General features: G+C 54.0%; 20 protein-coding genes and 1 tRNA gene. 4 read left to right on the top strand and 17 right to left on the bottom strand.

Annotation, left to right across the window (positions count from 1 at the left end; genetic code table 11):
* Nucleotides 1–2: 2 nt before the first annotated feature.
* Complete coding sequence (gene fadI / locus AC0IXH_RS01360) at nucleotides 3–1,313, bottom strand: acetyl-CoA C-acyltransferase FadI (RefSeq protein WP_013203155.1); 1,311 nt, start codon at nucleotides 1,311–1,313, stop codon at nucleotides 3–5.
* A gap of 164 nt (nucleotides 1,314–1,477) precedes the next feature.
* Nucleotides 1,478–1,774: a YfcZ/YiiS family protein gene (locus AC0IXH_RS01355; RefSeq protein ID WP_013203156.1), complete on the bottom strand. Its 297-nt coding sequence runs from the start codon at nucleotides 1,772–1,774 to the stop codon at nucleotides 1,478–1,480.
* A gap of 377 nt (nucleotides 1,775–2,151) precedes the next feature.
* On the opposite strand from AC0IXH_RS01355, the gene fadL reads away from it, so the two are divergent.
* A complete protein-coding gene (fadL, locus tag AC0IXH_RS01350; RefSeq protein WP_013203157.1) occupies nucleotides 2,152–3,435 on the top strand; it encodes a long-chain fatty acid transporter FadL in 1,284 nt (427 codons plus the stop codon).
* Between the two features lie 63 nt (nucleotides 3,436–3,498).
* On the opposite strand, the gene mlaA is transcribed toward fadL, so the two are convergent.
* The 10 genes from mlaA to ccmA are packed head-to-tail and all read right to left on the bottom strand — an operon-like array spanning nucleotide 3,499 to nucleotide 11,256.
* A complete protein-coding gene (gene mlaA, locus AC0IXH_RS01345) occupies nucleotides 3,499–4,260 on the bottom strand; it encodes a phospholipid-binding lipoprotein MlaA (RefSeq protein WP_013203158.1) in 762 nt (253 codons plus the stop codon).
* A gap of 31 nt (nucleotides 4,261–4,291) precedes the next feature.
* Nucleotides 4,292–5,503: a c-type cytochrome biogenesis protein CcmI gene (gene ccmI / locus AC0IXH_RS01340; RefSeq protein ID WP_013203159.1), complete on the bottom strand. Its 1,212-nt coding sequence runs from the start codon at nucleotides 5,501–5,503 to the stop codon at nucleotides 4,292–4,294.
* Nucleotides 5,503–5,958: a cytochrome c-type biogenesis protein gene (locus AC0IXH_RS01335; protein ID WP_013203160.1), complete on the bottom strand. Its 456-nt coding sequence runs from the start codon at nucleotides 5,956–5,958 to the stop codon at nucleotides 5,503–5,505. The genes ccmI and AC0IXH_RS01335 overlap by 1 nt, the downstream gene beginning before the upstream one ends.
* Nucleotides 5,955–6,512 (bottom strand): DsbE family thiol:disulfide interchange protein, encoded by a 558-nt coding sequence (locus AC0IXH_RS01330; RefSeq protein WP_013203161.1) that lies wholly within the window; start codon nucleotides 6,510–6,512, stop codon nucleotides 5,955–5,957. The genes AC0IXH_RS01335 and AC0IXH_RS01330 overlap by 4 nt, the downstream gene beginning before the upstream one ends.
* Nucleotides 6,509–8,464 (bottom strand): heme lyase CcmF/NrfE family subunit, encoded by a 1,956-nt coding sequence (locus AC0IXH_RS01325; RefSeq protein ID WP_471719830.1) that lies wholly within the window; start codon nucleotides 8,462–8,464, stop codon nucleotides 6,509–6,511. The genes AC0IXH_RS01330 and AC0IXH_RS01325 overlap by 4 nt, the downstream gene beginning before the upstream one ends.
* Nucleotides 8,461–8,952 carry a cytochrome c maturation protein CcmE gene (ccmE, locus tag AC0IXH_RS01320; protein WP_134824651.1) on the bottom strand — a complete coding sequence of 164 codons (492 nt, stop codon included), beginning with the start codon at nucleotides 8,950–8,952 and terminating at the stop codon, nucleotides 8,461–8,463. Before ccmE ends, AC0IXH_RS01325 begins: the two co-directional genes overlap by 4 nt.
* Nucleotides 8,949–9,182 (bottom strand): heme exporter protein CcmD, encoded by a 234-nt coding sequence (gene ccmD / locus AC0IXH_RS01315; RefSeq protein WP_471719829.1) that lies wholly within the window; start codon nucleotides 9,180–9,182, stop codon nucleotides 8,949–8,951. Before ccmD ends, ccmE begins: the two co-directional genes overlap by 4 nt.
* The gene (locus tag AC0IXH_RS01310) at nucleotides 9,179–9,922 is read right to left on the bottom strand and encodes a heme ABC transporter permease (RefSeq protein WP_013203165.1); all 744 of its coding nucleotides are present in this window, start codon (nucleotides 9,920–9,922) and stop codon (nucleotides 9,179–9,181) included. The genes ccmD and AC0IXH_RS01310 overlap by 4 nt, the downstream gene beginning before the upstream one ends.
* Before the next feature lie 57 nt (nucleotides 9,923–9,979).
* Complete coding sequence (ccmB, locus tag AC0IXH_RS01305) at nucleotides 9,980–10,639, bottom strand: heme exporter protein CcmB (RefSeq protein WP_013203166.1); 660 nt, start codon at nucleotides 10,637–10,639, stop codon at nucleotides 9,980–9,982.
* Nucleotides 10,639–11,256 (bottom strand): cytochrome c biogenesis heme-transporting ATPase CcmA, encoded by a 618-nt coding sequence (gene ccmA, locus AC0IXH_RS01300; RefSeq protein WP_053144373.1) that lies wholly within the window; start codon nucleotides 11,254–11,256, stop codon nucleotides 10,639–10,641. The genes ccmB and ccmA overlap by 1 nt, the downstream gene beginning before the upstream one ends.
* A gap of 240 nt (nucleotides 11,257–11,496) precedes the next feature.
* Between ccmA and AC0IXH_RS01295 the strand changes: the two genes are divergently transcribed.
* From AC0IXH_RS01295 to AC0IXH_RS01285, 3 genes are all read left to right on the top strand, one after another.
* Nucleotides 11,497–12,414: a formate/nitrite transporter family protein gene (locus AC0IXH_RS01295; protein ID WP_471719828.1), complete on the top strand. Its 918-nt coding sequence runs from the start codon at nucleotides 11,497–11,499 to the stop codon at nucleotides 12,412–12,414.
* Nucleotides 12,415–12,863: 449 nt separating this feature from the next.
* Nucleotides 12,864–12,938, top strand: a tRNA-Arg gene (locus AC0IXH_RS01290).
* Between the two features lie 160 nt (nucleotides 12,939–13,098).
* Nucleotides 13,099–14,256 (top strand): tyrosine-type recombinase/integrase, encoded by a 1,158-nt coding sequence (locus tag AC0IXH_RS01285; protein ID WP_471719827.1) that lies wholly within the window; start codon nucleotides 13,099–13,101, stop codon nucleotides 14,254–14,256.
* Here AC0IXH_RS01285 and AC0IXH_RS01280 read toward each other — a convergent pair.
* The 5 genes from AC0IXH_RS01280 to AC0IXH_RS01260 all read right to left on the bottom strand — a co-directional run bounded on the left by AC0IXH_RS01280 (nucleotide 14,253) and on the right by AC0IXH_RS01260 (nucleotide 17,515).
* Nucleotides 14,253–14,381, bottom strand: coding sequence for a hypothetical protein (locus AC0IXH_RS01280; protein WP_471719826.1), 129 nt, complete (start codon nucleotides 14,379–14,381; stop codon nucleotides 14,253–14,255). The two genes, AC0IXH_RS01285 and AC0IXH_RS01280, sit on opposite strands and share 4 nt — an antisense overlap.
* Nucleotides 14,382–15,202: 821 nt before the next feature.
* Nucleotides 15,203–15,523 carry a S24/S26 family peptidase gene (locus AC0IXH_RS01275; protein WP_471719825.1) on the bottom strand — a complete coding sequence of 107 codons (321 nt, stop codon included), beginning with the start codon at nucleotides 15,521–15,523 and terminating at the stop codon, nucleotides 15,203–15,205.
* 1 nt (nucleotide 15,524) lies between these two features.
* A complete protein-coding gene (locus AC0IXH_RS01270; protein WP_471719824.1) occupies nucleotides 15,525–15,767 on the bottom strand; it encodes a DNA polymerase V in 243 nt (80 codons plus the stop codon).
* A gap of 113 nt (nucleotides 15,768–15,880) precedes the next feature.
* Nucleotides 15,881–17,170: a tail fiber domain-containing protein gene (locus AC0IXH_RS01265; RefSeq protein ID WP_471719823.1), complete on the bottom strand. Its 1,290-nt coding sequence runs from the start codon at nucleotides 17,168–17,170 to the stop codon at nucleotides 15,881–15,883.
* Between the two features lie 63 nt (nucleotides 17,171–17,233).
* Nucleotides 17,234–17,515 (bottom strand): energy transducer TonB, encoded by a 282-nt coding sequence (locus AC0IXH_RS01260; RefSeq protein WP_471719822.1) that lies wholly within the window; start codon nucleotides 17,513–17,515, stop codon nucleotides 17,234–17,236.
* Nucleotides 17,516–17,568: the final 53 nt, after the last annotated feature.

Below are 17,568 nucleotides of genomic sequence, written 5' to 3'. Positions count from 1 at the left end.
TGTCATTCGGCCTCCAGAACCATTGCTGCGCCTAACCCGCCCGCGGCACAGGCGGTGACCAGCCCCAGCCCACCGCCGCGACGACGCAACTCGTTCAGCGTCTGGGTAATCATACGTGCGCCGGTCGCCGCAAAAGGATGGCCGTAAGCGATTGAACCGCCCATCACGTTAAATTTCTCTTCGTTCACTTCGCCCAGCGCATGCGGGCGTTTTAACACCTCGCGGGCAAAACGCTCGTCGGCAAACATTTTCAGATTAGCCAGCGTTTGCGCGGCGAACGCTTCGTGCATATCGATCAGCGTCAGATCGTCCAGGGTGATCCCGGCCCGGTCCAGCGCCAGCGGCGAAGCGTACGACGGCCCCAGCAGCATGTCCTGCCAGACGTCTATCGCGGTAAAGGCGTAGCTGCGCAGATAGCCCAGCGGCACGATGCCCAGCGCTTTCGCCCGCGATTCGGTCATCAGCACCACAGCGGCGGCACCATCGGTCAGCGGCGTACTGTTGGCGGCGGTGACGGTGCCGTGCTGACGATCGAAGGCGGGACGAAGACGCGCGTAGTCATCCAGCGTCGAGGCCATTCGCACGTTATTGTCCTGCTCAAACGCTTTGCGCCATGGCGGAACAAACGCGGTCATCACTTCACCCGCCAGGCGGCCATCTTCCCAGGCCCGGGCGGCACGCTGATGGGAACGGTGAGCCAGCGCATCCTGCTGCTGGCGGGTAATGCCATGGGTTTTTGCCATCTGCTCGGCGGTGTCACCCATTCTGAGCCCGGTTGAGTATTCCGCCACGGCGGGCGGCACCGGCAGCAAATCGCGCGGGCGCAGCTGGCTGAACAGCGACATTTTCTGCGAGAAGGTTTTGGCTTTATTGAGATCGACCAGAATACGACCGAGCTTTTTGCTGACGCCAATCGGCAGCACTGAGGAAGAGTCCGCCCCGCCGGCAATTCCGGCCTGAATGGTGCCTGCCAGCATGCTTTCAGCAACGTTCGCTACTGCCTGAAAACTGGTGGCGCAGGCGCGGCTGACGCTGTAGGCATCGGTCGACACACTCAGGCCGCTGCCAAGGACGATTTCGCGGGCAATATTCGGCGCTTCGGGCATCTGCACCACCTGGCCAAACACCAGCTGTTCGATGACTTCGGGCGGCAGTTCGCTACGCGCCAGGAGTTCACTCACCACCATCCGCCCCAGCTCAATCGCCGGCACGCCGTGTAATGCCGTTGCCTGGCGGGCAAACGGGGTGCGGAGTCCGTGTGTAATAGCGATGCGATCGCCCTGACGCGTCAGCAAAGGAAGCGCTTTGCTCATTCTGATTACCCTTAACAGTCAAACGGCATCATTGCCTAACAGGTCTGACCTCTAAGGTTAACCAGATTTTAACAATGTGCACGCGGAATGAGAGAAAATTGCGAGAGCAAACACGCTTTAGAAAACAATGAGTGGGAAAACCCACTCATTGCGGAAGAAGGGGATTAACGCAGGCCGAGCTGAAAAATCATCGTTTCAGCCTGGCAGCTGAAGGTGAAATCCGCGTCAAGCAGCACACCCTCAGGCTGCTCGCTAAAGCGCGCGTCAATCTGGCAGGGATCGGATTCGACCTGACGCGCTTTTTCCGTCAGCTGGCTGAGCATGGCTTCCGCCTGCTGGCGAGTGCCGTACAGCTGGCTCCAGCTTGCGGTGCAGTCGGTATTGTCCATGATCGTACCAACATCGACACAACAGCAGGCGGCGGTTTCGTTGGCGCTGCATTTATTAATGGCATGGGACATGGGAAATCTCCTGTTAGCCGCGCGGGTTGCGGCAGAAAGTGTATTCTCTGGCCGCTATGTTACCCCTGCCGCGAAAGGCTGTCTGGCAATTGCGTGATATAGCGCCAATAAGTGCCATATATCCACGTCAAATTTGATCTGAAACAAGCTAGACTCGATAGGTTCAATTCAGACACGCAGTTTTTTGTTAAGCAGATCGCTTTTCTTAGATCATTTCAGAAATATTTATAAAACAATATTGCAACATCGATACAGGTCGGACCTATACTGGTGCCACTGGTCTGATTTGTTAGCCGTACGTCAGTCCCTAAAATTCGTGAACCTTTGTTACATCCGTGACAAAGTTCAATAAAAATCAAATAAATGAGGTTGTGGTCATGAACCATAAAAACCTGTTTGCGAAGTCTGCTCTCGCAGCTGCAGTGGCAATTGTTTCTTCTAACGTTTACGCAGCCGGCTTTCAATTGAATGAATTTTCGGCCATAGGTTTAGGACGCGCTTATTCAGGCGAAGGCGCCATGGGGGATACCGCGGCATCTGCCAGCCGTAACCCGGCCACCATGGCGTTAATGGATCGCCCGATGTTTTCTGTCGGTGCCGTATTTATTGATCCTGATGTCAATATCAGTGGCGACAGCCAGTCAGGACAAAGTTTGGATGCCAATAATATTGCGCCAACGCAATGGGTACCCAACCTTCATTACGTCCAGCCTATTAACGATCAATGGTGGTTAGGCGCGTCGGCAACCTCCAATTATGGTCTGGCAACCGAATTTAATGATGACTACACCGCGGGCGGATATGGCGGTAAAACCGATCTGCAAACGGTGAACTTTAATTTAAGCACCGCTTATCGTCTTAATCAGAACTTCAGTTTTGGTGTGGGCTTTGATGCGGTTTATGCCCGTGCCAAGATTGAGCGATACGCGGGTGAATCCGGTGCCGCACTGGGCTTGCCAGCAGATACGCAGATTGCCCATCTGAAAGGGGATGAATGGGGTTACGGCTGGAATGCCGGTATTCTGTATGAAGTGGATCCGAATAACCGTTTCGGCTTTACTTACCGCTCTGAAGTTAAAATCGACTTTGACGGCGATTATAAGAGCAGCATCCCAACCTATATTAACCCAATTAATCAGGCGGGTAATTTCGGCCTGCCTTACGGTACCAGCGGTCAAACTGTTCCGGGCGCATTGACCCTGAATCTGCCTGAAATGTGGGAGCTTTCCGGTTACCATAAAGTGGCGCCGCAATGGGCCGTGCATTACAGCCTGACCTATACCAGCTGGAGCCAGTTCCAGGAGCTGAAAGCGACCGGCAGCAATGGCCAGACGCTGTTCTATAAAGATGAGAGCTTTAAGGATGCTTACCGCATCGCGCTGGGCACGTCCTATTTCTATGATGAAAACTGGACCTTCCGCACCGGTATTGCCTTTGATGACAGCCCGGTCCCGGCAGAAAACCGTTCCATCTCTATCCCGGATCAGGATCGTCTGTGGTTGAGCGCCGGTGCTTCCTACGCCTTTAACCAGGATGCTTCCGTCGACGTTGGCCTGTCCTATATGCACGGTCAGCATGTCACTGTAGAAGAAGGCCCTTACACCTTTAACTCTACCGGTAAAGCCTGGCTGTACGGCGCGAACTTTAACTACAAGTTCTGATAGCACGCCGGCAACAAAAAAGGCCTGTCTTGCGACAGGCCTTTTTTTATATCACCGCAACGGTTAGTTAGAGTCGATATCGTTGAGATCGCCCTGAATCGCCGAGGCGTTAGGGTTTTCCTGCGGGATCAGCCTGCCATCGCTGGCGAGGAAATCATGATGCTGGAAGTATGCCGCACGCACAAAGGCATAAGGGTCCTTCGAGTTACGCAGCATCGCATCTGAATCGAGCAGCTGAGCACGGGTTTCAACCCCTTCCAACGCCCACTTCCCTGCCGACATCCACCAGGTCAGCCAGCTGAGCGGCGCGTAAAGATCGTCAACCAGCCCACCGACATCCTCACGCGGGGTGAAGCCACCGTAGCCCGGCACTTCTACGTAAGGACCGTAGCCGACGCCGTAATTCCCCAGCGTACTACCAAACCCGCGCGCCTCTTCTTTGGCCAGCTTTGGATTCGCCATGCTCGCCACGTCGATAAAGCCGCCCATCCCCAGAATGGTATTCAGGAAGAAGCGGTTGAAGTGGATCATCGCTTTATAAGGTTTACCCTCAATAAAGTAGTTCACCATCGTCGACGGCTCATCAAGGTTGCTGAAGAAGTTACTCAGCCCGGTGCGCGCAGGCACCGGCAGATAGTCACGCCAGGCCACCGCCACAGGACGAACTACGTACGGGTCGAGCACGTTGTAGTTAAAGTTGAACATCGAGCGGTTAAAGCCCTCGAACGGATCGGACCGCCCTTGTGGCTCATCTGCCGTATTCGAACTGGCGCAACCTATCAGCAGCACGCTGGCCAGCGCTACACCCGTCACGCGGTAGCTCATCTCTTACTCCCTGTCTTCTGTGTAATACCGCCTATGGCTGCTGCTGATTAATCTCAACAGACAGTTGCTGATGACCATCAAATGGCGTGACGGCACTGGTGCCGAACCAATCCCCGGACTGCGGGTTGGCGCTGCCATCACGTGAGATACGCACGCGTACCTGAACCTGATGCTGAGCAGAAAGAAGCCGCTCCGGCATCATGGCATTGCTGTCATCCAGCGTCAGCGATAGAGGAAAATGGCTTAACGGTAATTTTTTCACCGCCACCGGGACGGGAGAAACACCATCAGCAACGGAAATATACAACACTCCGCCAGCGGGTAACATTTTTTCTGCACCTGGTGCCAGAGTGACGGAAAGCGCCAGATGGCTGTTTTGCTTGCCGGATTCCGTTTTTGCCTGCTCGATGCTGCGCTGGATCATTACCCCGCGCTTATCGTCAGCAGGTAACAATTGTAACATCTTTTGCCAAACGGCAATGGCCTCAGGATAGTGCTGCTGACTAAAAGCATTAAATGCCAACAGGCTCAGCACCCGCAGATTATCACCGTCCGCTTTGATCATCTCGTTCAGCATCACGCTCGCCTGACGATTATCTTCCGGATCGGGAGAACGCGTCAGTACGTCCGCGTAGCTGAGCTTCACTTCGGGATTATTGGGCGCCAGCTGCATCGCGCGTTGGAAGGCTTTGGTGGCCGTATCGGCATTATTCAGCACCATGCCGATCCGCCCCAACATCAGCCAGTCGTTGACGTTCTGCGGATCGTCCTGCAGCGAGCTGCGCACGCCAAGCCCCAGCCGCGCCAGTTCTTCCATGGTCAACGGTTTGGCAGCGGGATCCATCACCTGCGCACGCAAGGCCGGCAGATCGTTTTTCACCTGCTGCCAGGACATCACCTGCGCAAAGCCACCGGTTTTGAAGTAGAAGCCCAGGCTGACCAGGATCAGCACCAGCACGCCAGGCAGCAGCACCCAACGCCCTACGCTACGTTCAACGATCTCTTCATCTTTTGGGATATCGTGCAGCAGGGTTTGCTGTAACTCACGCACCATCTCTGGCCGCTCGCCCACCACACCCTGATCTTCATCTTCTTCCAGCTCTTTCAGACGCTGATGATAAAAGGCTTTATTCAGCGCATCGCGTTCAATTGAAACCGGGCGATGTTTGCGCCCGCCGGCAATCAGCAACAGCGCGCAGGACGCTATTAACAGCGCCAGAATGGTTAACCAGAATCCACCCATTATTGCTTCCTGTTATTCTTTAAGAGCGCATTCAGGCGCTGTTGCTGTTCCGCATCCATCTCGTCATCTGGCCTGCGCTTTTTACTGCGCAGTACAATCACCATCGCGCCAATAATCACAAACAGCGCCGGACCGGCCCACAAAATCAGGGTTGATGGCATTACCGGCGGTTCATAGGTAACGAAATTGCCGTAGCGCGCCACCATATATTGCTTAACCTGATCCGGCGTCTGGCCGTTTTGCAGCAGTTCATAGACCTTCAGCCGCATGTCGCTGGCGATCATCGCGTTGGAATCGGCGATGCTGTTGTTCTGGCATTTTGGACAGCGCAACGATTCCGTCAGGTGGCGATACTGCTGCTCCTGATCGACGGAAGAAAATTTATAGGTATCAATGTTGTCAGCCAGCACGCTGCCACTGAGAAACAGCACTAAAATCAGGACGATCCCTTTCATGCACCCGCCTCCTTGCTGTATTTATCCCATAACGGCTTCACTTCACGGTTCCACACGTCGTCGTTCAGATCCCCGGCGTGGCGATAGCGAATAATCCCTTTGCCATCGATCAGGAAGGTTTCCGGCGCGCCATAGACGCCCAGATCCAGCCCCAGCATGCCATCACCGTCATACAGGCTCAGTGCATAGGGGTTGCCCAGCGTGTTCAGCCAGTTGATCGCCTTATTGCGATCGTCCTTATAATTCAGCCCGACCACGCGCACGCCCGTTGACGCCAGCGAATTCAGATACTGATGCTCGGCCCGGCAGGTCGGGCACCAGGTCGCCCAGACGTTCAGCAGGATCGGTTTGCCGTCAGTGAGTACTGACTGATTGTAGGTTTTACCCGGCTGATCCAGTGATTCCAGCTTAAACACCGGCACCGGCTTGCCGACCAGGGCCGACTCCAGCAGCGTGGGATCGTCACCGTGCGCATTGCGGTTCAGCTGCCACATCAGGGCCGCCGCCAGCAGCAGGAACAGCACCAGCGGGATATAAAGAATTTTCTTGCTCATGCCAGCTCCTTCTCTGCTTTTTTGCGTGAACGATAGCGCGGGTCACACAGGCAGAAAATACCGCCAACGGCCATAAACAGACCGCCGAACCAGATCCAGCGAACGAAAGGTTTGTAGTAAATACGCACCGCCCAGGCGTTATCGCCCAGCTCTTCACCTAATGCGGCGTACAGATCACGGGTGAAGCCGCCGTTGATCGCGGCTTCGGTCATCATGGTGTGCGCCACGCTGTAGTAGCGTTTTTCCGCGTGCAGTGTCGCTTCGTGCTTGCCGTTACGCGTGACGTCGATAATGCCGACGCCGCCGGTATAGTTCGGCCCTTGCAGGTTGTGCACATCGCGGAAGGTGAAGTGATAGTTTTGGATGTCGACCGTATCGCCCGCGCGCATGCGCACATCGCGCTCAACGCTGTAGTTCTGGCTGAAGGCAATACCGATAACCGTCACCGCCACGCCCAGGTGACCCAGCACCATTCCCCAGTGGCTGCGGGAAAGATGGGTTAATCCTTTGAAGAAGCTGTGACGGTGAGTGGCGCGTTCGTGCAGCTCCATCAGCGTCAGGAAAATGACCCAAATCGACATCAGCAGGCCGACGACCGCCATCGCTTCGATGCGGTCCTGCATCAACCACGGCAGCAGGATCGACAGCACCAGCGTCCCCACCAAGGCCACCGCCAGACGCTTCCACAGTTTCTGCGGTTCATCACGACGCCAGCGCACCAGCGGGCCAATACCCAGCATCAGCGCCATTGGCGCCATCAGCCAGGTAAACAGGGTATTAAAGAAGGGTTCGCCAATCGAGATACTGCCCAGGCCCAGCTGTTTGTGCACCAGCGGCAACAGCGTTCCCAGCAAGACCACCAGCATCGCGGCGATCAGCAGCACGTTGTTACCCAGTAAGAAGGACTCGCGCGACCAGACTTCATTCTGCACGCGGCTGCGGACTTTGCTGCCCTTCACCGCATACAGCAGCAGCGAGCTACCGATAACAATCACCAGGAAGGCGAGGATAAACATCCCGCGCGACGGATCGGATGCGAACGAGTGTACCGACACCAGCACGCCAGAACGAACCAGGAACGTCCCCAGCAGGCTCAGTGAGAAGGCGGTTATCGCCAGCAGCACTGTCCAGGCTTTAAAGGTGCCGCGTTTTTCGGTCACCGCCAGCGAGTGGATCAGCGCGGTGCCGGCCAGCCACGGCATAAAGGACGCATTTTCAACCGGATCCCAGAACCACCAGCCGCCCCAGCCAAGCTCATAATAAGCCCAGGCCGAACCCAGCACGATGCCGACGGTCAGGAAGACCCATGCTGCGGTGGTCCACGGGCGTGACCAGCGCGCCCAGGCGGTATCCAGCCTGCCCGCCATCAACGAGGCGATCGCAAACGCAAAGGCCACCGAGAAGCCCACGTAACCCATATAGAGTATCGGCGGGTGGAAGATCAGGCCGATATCCTGCAGCATCGGATTCAGGTCGCTACCGTCGATCGGGAAGTCCGGCAGCGTGCGGGTAAACGGATTCGACGTCAGGGTGATAAACAGCAGGAAACCGAGGTTAATCATTCCCATCACTGCCAGCACGCGCGCGATGGAATCCATCGGCATGCCGCGGCTGAACAGCGCGACGGCGAGCGTCCAGGTGCTGAGCAACAGCAACCACAGCAGCAGCGAGCCTTCATGCGCACCCCAGGTGGCCGCAATACGGTAGTAAACCGGCAGCAGCGTATTGGAGTTGGTCGCCACATAGGCCACGCTGAAATCGTTGACGATAAAAGCATGAACCAGTATCGCAAAAGCGCCAAGGATACAGGCAAACAGCGCGAAGCTCAGCGGGCGCGCCAGCCCCATTAAACGGCGATCCTGCTGGGCGGCGCCCCACAGCGGGTAGATACTTAACAGCAGCGAAATAGCCAGCGCCAGACAGAGCAGAAAACTGCCGATTTCCGGCATCATGACTGGCCACCTTGTACGGGTGGCTGATAGGCCGACTGCGGGCCTTTAGGATTGGTTTTCATCGCGTCCTCAATTTCTGGCGGCGTATATTTTTCATCGTGTTTTGCCAGCACTTCCTTGGCTTCCACCAGATTGCCGTTCTGCAGCACACCTTGTGCCACCACGCCCTGCCCTTCACGGAACAGGTCAGGAAGAATGCCGAGATAGCTGACGCTGATGACGCCACGGGCATCATACAATTTGAAGGAGACCTGAAGCGTCTGCGGATCGCGCTTCACGCTGCCCGGCATCACCATGCCGCCGACGCGCAGGCGCTGGCCGGGTTCGGGCTTCACGTGGGCTTCCCCTTTACCGTCAATAATTTCACCGGGTGTGTAAAAAAGGTCGATGTTTGAACGCAGTGCGTACATCACTAAAGAGGTGGCCAGGCCGAGGCCCACCAGAATTGCTGTCACCATGATCAGGCGACTTTTACGGCGCGGATTCACTGTTGTTCTCCTGCGGCTTCACTGGCTCGTTTTTTACTTTTGGCGGCGCGGATGCGACTTTCCCGCGACTGACGCTGGCGAATGTCATGCAGCAGGCGATGACGCTGGATAACGGTGTGCAGCACCAGCGCGGCGAGGGCAATCAGCGTGCAGGCAACCGCCAGCCAGACATAAAAGGCGTAACCGCCCATGGCAAAGAATGCTGACCAGGATGAGAATGCTGGGGTCATGCTTTACGCCCTCCTTTCGCTGCCAGTTCAGCCACCCACGGGCGATGGCGTTCGGTAAACAGCAGCAGATTGCGCAAGCGCATCAGCGTCAGTGAGATGAACACCAGCAGATAACCGAGGATCGACCAGCGCAACGGCGAGCGCATGCTGGGGTCAATCGACTGCTGAAGCATGCCGGAGGAACCCTGATGCAAGGTGTTCCACCACTGCACCGAGTAATGAATGATGGGCAGATTAACCACGCCGACCAGGATCAGGATCCCGGCGGCTCGTCCCGCCATCCGGCGGTCGTCAAAGGCGTTGTACAGGGCGATGACGCCCATATAAAGGAACAGCAGAACCAGTTCAGAGGTGAGGCGGGCATCCCAAATCCACCAGGTGCCCCACATCGGCTTACCCCAGGCAGAACCGGTGATCAGCGCAATAAAGGTAAACACCGCGCCCACCGGCGCCATGGCGGCAGCAGCCAGGTCGGCGGTTTTCCATTGCCAGACCAGACCAATAAAGGCAGCGATAGCCATTGAGGCATAGATACCCATTGACCACATGGCGGCCGGGACATGGATATACATGATGCGGTAGCTGTTTCCCTGCTGATAATCGGCCGGGGCGAAACCAAATCCCCAAATCCAGCCCAGTAACAGTGCTGCTACGCCCAGCACCGCGAACCAGGGCACCAAACGACCGCATAACCGGTATAGCCGGTCGGGCTTACCGAGTTGATGTAACCATTTCCACATTATTATTTTGCTCACATAAAAAGAAAAAGCGTTCTGGTGTTTTTTATTAGAAATCAGTTAATGCACGCTAACCCGCAATGCTGCGGCGGTGGCGAACGGCGCCAAGGTGGCACTGCCCACCAACAGGGCTCCCAATATGGCCAGGTAGCCGTCAATCGGTAATCCCATGCCGGCAGCGTCTATGGCTGCACTGGCAAATATCAGCACCGGCACCGCCAACGGCAATACCAGCAAACTCAGTAATACGCCGCCGCGACGCAATCCGACGGTCAGTCCAACGCCGATGGCCCCAAGGAAACTCAGGGTTGGCGTACCCAGCAGCAGCGTCAGGGCAATGGCTCGCCAGCTGGCAAAATCCAGCGAAAGCAGTAAAGCAGCCAGAGGAGACAGCAACAATAACGGCAGGCCGGTTACCACCCAGTGAGCGGCCACTTTCCCCAAAACCGTTATCGGCAGTGGCGTCGGCAACAACAGCAGTTGTTCCAGCGAGCCATCAAGAAAGTCATCACGAAACAGGCGTTCAAGGGCCAGCAACGAGGAAAGCAATGCCGCCACCCAAACGATGCCCGGCGCGATACGCGCCAGCAATTTAGGTTCTGGCCCAATTCCCAACGGGAACAGGGTAATCACGATCAGGAAGAACCACAGCGGATTAATGATTTCCGAGCCACTGCGAAACGCAATGCGCAGTTCGCGCTTAAGGACACGCCAGAACATCAGACTACCTCCGAAGAGGTAAGACGAATTTTGCGAACTGTGCGATGTGCCGACGGTAAATCCTGATGGGTGGTTAAAATCACCGCCCCGCCGTTCTCCGCATGGAGGTTAAACAGCGCCATCAGCTTTTCCACGCCGGATTTATCAATCGCGGTGAGCGGCTCATCCAAAATCCATAAAGGCGAGCGGCTTAACCATAATCTGGCCAGCGCCACACGACGCTGCTGGCCTGCGGAAAGCTGGGAGACGGCGACATCTTCAAATCCGGTTAAATCCACCTCTTCCAGCGCCGCCATCAGTGACGCTTCAGACTGACTGGCATGATAAAAATGCAGGTTCTCGCGTGCGGTCAGTACCGCTTTCACACCGGGCTGATGCCCAAGGTACAGCAACGCGGCGTGCCAGGTTTCACGCTGGTGACGAATGGGCTTTTGCTGCCACAGCACGTCGCCCTGTTCAGCCCGGCTGAGCCCGGCAAGGATCCGCAGCAGAGAGGTTTTCCCTGCCCCATTCGCCCCTTCAATCTGGACAATATCGCCCGCTGAAACGGTAAAACTGAGATCGTTAAACAGCGTGCGTTCATCGCGTACGCAGGTCAGATTGTTGGCTTCCAGCATCAAAAAAATTCGCGCTTAGTAGAATTGGGCGAAATAGTACCACAGGCAATCAGTTCATCGCAGCCTGCAGTAGCCCTGCATTTTTCCCGGGTAAGGCATTATGCCTGTTACGCGTCACAAATCGCGCAAAAAAGCCTTGCGGTTAAAGGTTTGTTACGCTTCTTCTGAGGTTTCGTTACATTTCAACTTCCCGATAAACACGCTACGCTTAGAGAGTAATTACCACTGGGAACTAAAATAATGAATAAGAAACAGGATGATGGCGAAGTAGAAAGTCAGGAAAGTGAACAAGGCGAAGAGATCGAGGTGGATGAGGAGGCCCTGCCCTCACGCGCGGCGGCGGTACATGAGCAGATCCGTCAGGAGGGTGAAAAGGAGTTAGAACGTGATGGGCTGGCCCTGCTGTTTTCGGCCATTGCGGCAGGGCTTTCGATGGGTGCTTCGCTGATGGCTAAAGGGATTTTTCAGGTCAATCTGGAAGGCGTGCCGGGCGCGTTTATTCTGGAGAATCTGGGCTACACCTTTGGCTTTATCATTGTGATTATGGCGCGACAGCAGCTGTTTACGGAAAACACCGTTACGGCGGTATTGCCGATTATGCACAAACCGTCGGGCAGCAACGTGCTGCTACTGCTGCGTTTGTGGGGCATCGTGCTGGGCGGTAACCTGGTCGGTACGGCGCTGGCGTCACTGGCCTTCACCCATATGCCGATATTTGATCAAGCTACGCGGGATGCCTTTGTGGCCATCAGTCAAAAAGTGATGGAGAACTCACCGGGAGAGATGTTTGCCAATGCGGTGGTATCCGGCTGGATTATCGCCACCATGGTGTGGATGTTCCCTTCTGCCGGTGCGGCAAAAATCTGGGTCATTATCCTGATGACCTGGCTGGTGGCCCTGGGCGACCTGGCGCATATCGTGGTTGGTTCGGTGGAAGTGCTCTATCTGGTGTTTAACGGGGTGATCAGCTGGCATGAATTCCTCTGGCCGTTTGCCCTGCCAACCCTGGCCGGCAATATCATCGGCGGCACCTTTATTTTCGCGGTGATCAGCCATGCACAGATCCGCAACGATATGAGCACCAAAGCCAAGGCTAAGGCGAAAGCAGAAGCAAAAGCCAAAGCGAAGAAAGAAGGCAAGGTTCAGCAGGCGGAGTAAGGCGGTTTTGTCACGCAGCAGACTTGAATGATAAAGGCCCCGATGGGGCCTTTTTTACAGGATAACCGGCGAGATTGGCATCCTGTCAGCGCTTAGTTGAACATCGACCAGGTGGCGGCGTAGAAGGTTCCGGCATAGACAACATAACCCACCCAGATCACTGTGATCACCGCAAGGGACAGTTTCATAGACATAGTCTTACCTCTTCAGGACGTTAGCGTAGAGCCGTGGATTTACTTTGCTTTACAGTAGTCCTGCACGATTAGGGCAATATTGATCCAGCGCATAAATTGCGGATTTAGCTGCTATAGGGAAAATTGCGTTTGCGGGGTGTTTTGCGGTAACCGGGCAGTTGCGGCAGGAAACTGTGGGTAACTGGCGACAAAACCAGCAGTTGACCGGGTAAGTGCTTAATCTGCGACTAAAAGCGCGCTATACTGCCGCCCGCTGTCTCCTTAGTTAAATGGATATAACGAGCCCCTCCTAAGGGCTAGTTGCAGGTTCGATTCCTGCAGGGGACACCATCTGACCGTTCGCTACCCTCCGTTTTAGTTCGCAAATCCCCAGCCATATCAGCACTCGACAGAAATCATCGTTCGCATTAGTTCGCAATAGTTCGTTGACAGCCGCATAGTTTGGCGGGTAAAAAACGAGTAAATAAATTTACCCACCGGAATTTTACCCATGCTTACCGTAAAGCAGATCGACGCCGCCAAACCAAAAGACAAGCCTTACCGGCTTCTGGACAGTAATGGCCTGTATCTGTATGTCCCGGTATCGGGGAAGAAGGTGTGGCAGTTGCGGTACAAGATTGAGGGCAAAGAGAAGGTTCTCACTGTTGGAAAATACCCACTAATGTCTCTGCAGGAAGCACGGGACAAAGCATGGCTTGCACGCAAGGATGTTTCTGGAGGGGTTGACCCAATTAAGGCAAAGAAGCAGCTGGCCAGGGTAAACACCTTCGGAGCGATTTACAGGGAATGGTATGAGCATAAAAGGCAGGTGTGGTCTCTGAAGTACGCGGAAGAGCTTGGAAGGATGTTCGCAGATGATGTGTTGCCAATGATTGGCGACATGGAGATAAGCGAAATTGAGCCGATGCAGATCCTGTCTGTTATCAGGCTGTACGAGGAAAGAGGGGCGATGGAGCGTGCCAATAAGGCACGCCGCCGCTGTGGTGAAGTTTTCCGTTATGCGATCATAACTGGTAGGGCGAAATACAATCCAGCACCAGACCTTGCTGATGCCATGAAGGGTTACCGCAAAAAGAACTACCCTTTCCTGCCTTCCGACCAGATACCGGCTTTTAACCAGGCTCTTGCAGGCTATTCGGGTAGCGTTGTATCCCGGGTGGCCACACAGTTTCTGCAGTACACCGCCCTGAGAACGATTGAGATGCGGTCGCTGAAATGGACGGACATCGACCTTGCAACGAAGACCATCACAATCCCTCCCGAAGTGATGAAGGGGAGACGGGCCCATATCGTACCGTTGTCTGAACAGGTCATCACACTTCTTGAATCACTGAGACCAATCACACAACCGGTATCCCTGTTTGTATTTGCTGGCCGAAATGACAAAAAGAAATCCCTCAGTGATAACGCTGTTCTGCAGGTGATCCGCCAGATTGGCTATGAGGGACTGGCAAGTGGACATGGATTCCGCCACCAGTTCAGCACAATCATGAATGAGCATGAGTGGCCGCATGACGCCATTGAGAGACAGCTTGCTCACCATGACAGCGGAACCATTCGGGGCATCTACAACCATGCTCAATACCTGGAGAAACGCCGGGAGATGATGCAATGGTGGGCAAACTGGATAGACGGAAAGGTTAGCTAAATTGTCGGCCGGCGCTCCTCATAAACGCGTCGGGCGCAAAAAGTGACCTTGCCGATCACGTTCAGCTTATCCAGCACCTCTCCCTCGATGCTTTCGCCGGCGCTCGTCACCAATGCCAAATCCATAACTGTTCATCCGCTCAGTATGGGGGTATACCCATAGGATGCTATTCATCTTCATATGCCCAGGCTATCATGTAGTCCCAGCTCAGTGCTTATGAAGAATATTGTAATGCCCTACACCAGGGGGAGTACGGTGGGATTCGCTCACAGGGGATGTGGGAGCCGGAGAAGCGTTCTGATTATTTGATTTTGTGGCCGTTGATTTTCACCTAAGACTTTCATCAAGACTTACCCCCCCACACCAGAAAACTCCGAACTTTTACGCCCTAAGAACATGCCTACAGCCATAGCCGGCACTGCATAGTAGGCTAAACAATCTACACATGCGGATTAATGCTTGTGTAGTTCAAGAGTAATACTGTTCCTTTTCCCGGCTCCACGGCCGGGTTTTTTGTGCCTCTGATCTCAGTACCATCCCAATACATAGTTCATACTGGTCTGGCCTGTAATAACCGATCAGGCAAATATAAAAAAGCCATACACAGCAAACTCTTCCGGCCTTTTAGGCCGGTTTTTTGTGCCTGGGCAAATAGTAATTTCCCCTCAAGCTTTGGAAGTCACAACCGATAACTTATCTACCGGTAGTTCACTACAGCTTTCCCTGTCGGACTGTAGTGAGGGCACTAACGGAACCCAAGATTTTTTGATTCACTTTATCTCCCGTCCATGATGGCCGGGATTTTTTTGCCTGTAATTTGCAGTTTAGCGTGGCGCTACTATGGTTATAGTAACGATATCCATCGTTAACCTCATTAGATACTACCCTGTGCTATAACAAGTTGAGCCCGCCGCCATGCGGGCTTTTTTTTGTAATTTTTTATCCATTATATTATTGGCCGGTTGTCCTCATGGAAGGTGGACACCATGAAAGTCACCTTTCCCAGTACCACTAAATCCTCCATGGAAGCCCCCTCCAGCGATTCACCGTCACGGGTGATGATTGACTGCCCCATCAGCTTACCTACCGCCCTCTCGCCGTACAGCTCGAAACAGAGCATATCCCCTGACATTGGCTTAGAGCCCGAATCCATCAGATGAATAACGCCGTCAATTTCAAAAAGGCTCACGCTGGGCCGCACCTGGCAGATCACATTCAGGTCGATCCGCGATTCAACGTAGTCCTGCGCCGGTGATGGAAATCCCATATCAGTGGCCCCCGTTGTTTGGATTGAACAGGTGGAACATCCGGCGCTCACCCTCTTCTGTCGAGATGTCGCGGAAGCAGCCCTGATAGTGCTCAATCCACCGGTTGGCTTCAGCCAGGGTGAAGTCGTAGTTTACCTTCGTCAGATGATCCACGAAGTCGACCGTCGTAACCGTGCGCTTGCCGTTCGGCGCTATTTTGATGCTTGCTCTGAATGCTGTTGCTATGTCGTCTCTGCGTGCCATGATAACCTCCCTCACAAAATACTGTATGCATATACAGTAATATTGATCGGTGCAGGCTATCAAGGGGATTTTTAGATGGGAAAGTTAGCTCACTGAAGTGGCGGGGAATTTACTTACGCGTCCAGCCCATCGAGGGCTTTAAGGCGCTTCTGTATTTCTTCCAGAGCGGCATCGCGAGACTGTACGGCGCTTTCAAGAGCCTCAACTTTATCCATCAAAGCGAGAATAGCTTCATGATGCAGGCCAGCTGCCACTCCGAGGGTATCAGGCGCCAGTGTGTCCTTCACTACGGTGCCGTCTTTCAAGGTAGTCTCACCGAGGTTCATAACGTTATCAGGGAAGATGGACTGCACTTCCTGCGCCAGAAACCCTACCCCCTCAGCGCCAGTATCGAGCCTCGTCCACGTGTAGCCCCTCATGCCGCGCATTTTGGTCCACGGATCATCAATTACCGTCTTCTTATCTTTAATCCTTGAGTCAGATGATGTGATCCACCCGGCCGGCGCAACGCCATACCCGGCGTTATTAAGGCGGAAGTTCGTGCTAGTCCCGCCTATAAGTAGCGTGAAAAGTATGTTTTCGTCCACGCCACTATTGAGGTAATACTGCATGATTGCAGATCGTGCGCCGGAGCCGTTTATCTGCAAGCTGGAAGTCAGCTGCCCGCCGTACATTAATCCGCCGCTTGTCTGTACGAAGTTGTTCGCTACTATGTTTCCTGCTGCGAGCGACACCCAGGCCGGGTTTACGGTATTACTGACTGCGGCGTCCGTTGTCCTGAATTGCACAGTGGACGATGCTTTTATCTTAACTGGAGTGAATGAGTTCCCCAGTAATAATGTGCCGTTGGTGTAGTCATAGTTTAAAAAACCCAATTGTTGCGAGGCATTAGACGGGTTTTCATAGCTTAGTGAGCCTCCTCTTTTTAGAGCGATTCCACCGGTTATGTTTGTAAATGACGTTATGTCGGAGTTGGCGCCACTGCCGGCTTTATTGGCTATCGCGGCGGCTATTCCGTTCCATGCTGGCCCGGTATAACTTGATCCGTCGGGTAAATTTACGGTTATGTTGCCAGTTCCGGTATATACCTGCTGCCAGTTGGCCTTATCAAGGTTCAGTCCACGAATGGCGTAAGTTACCTGCGCCGCAAGTTGTGCGGTGATTGCAGTCATAGTACCAAACGGTACCGGGTTCCATGTCAGGCCGGAGGTTGTCGGGCCATCATATTTTTGGATCAAGGTTAGCGAAGTGTTGGAGGCAATGGTGGCCACACCCAGGGTGTAAGCCACGCCGCCAACTACTGCCACCACAAAGTCATTAACTTTAAGCTCGGTGGTGAAGGATGTACCAGTGCCGGTAACAGTGGTCGAATTGTTGGTTAGCGCGATAGTGCCTGCTGGCATAACTTTTCTCCGGGCAATAAAAAACCCGGCACATTGGCCGGGTCTATCTCGATTTGTGGGGGGTTACTTTTCGTATTTGATAGTGATTTCCCTTCCTGTAACAGGATGGTCTTTATCAAACGCCATTTCTTTAACGGCATCTACTGCGCTTCTTTCAAAAAAACCTTTAGGGTTGGATTTTACGATCACAAAATTCTCGGCCTTACCGAGTTTGTTAACGTCAAACTTGACGGTAACCTCGCCAGATTTTCCAAGTTGCCATGCTCTCAAAGGATATGATGCAGCATAACCCGAAGCTGTAGGAATAAACAAAAAAACAAGAAGTGTAATGATAATCTTTTTCATTTAATTACCCTAAATATAATTTACTACATTATCGGACAAATCCCGCAATAACT

Source organism: Erwinia sp. AC075, from assembly GCF_979253995.1.
Note: the sequence above shows the minus strand (reverse complement) of the source record. Positions and strands in the feature narration are given on the sequence as shown.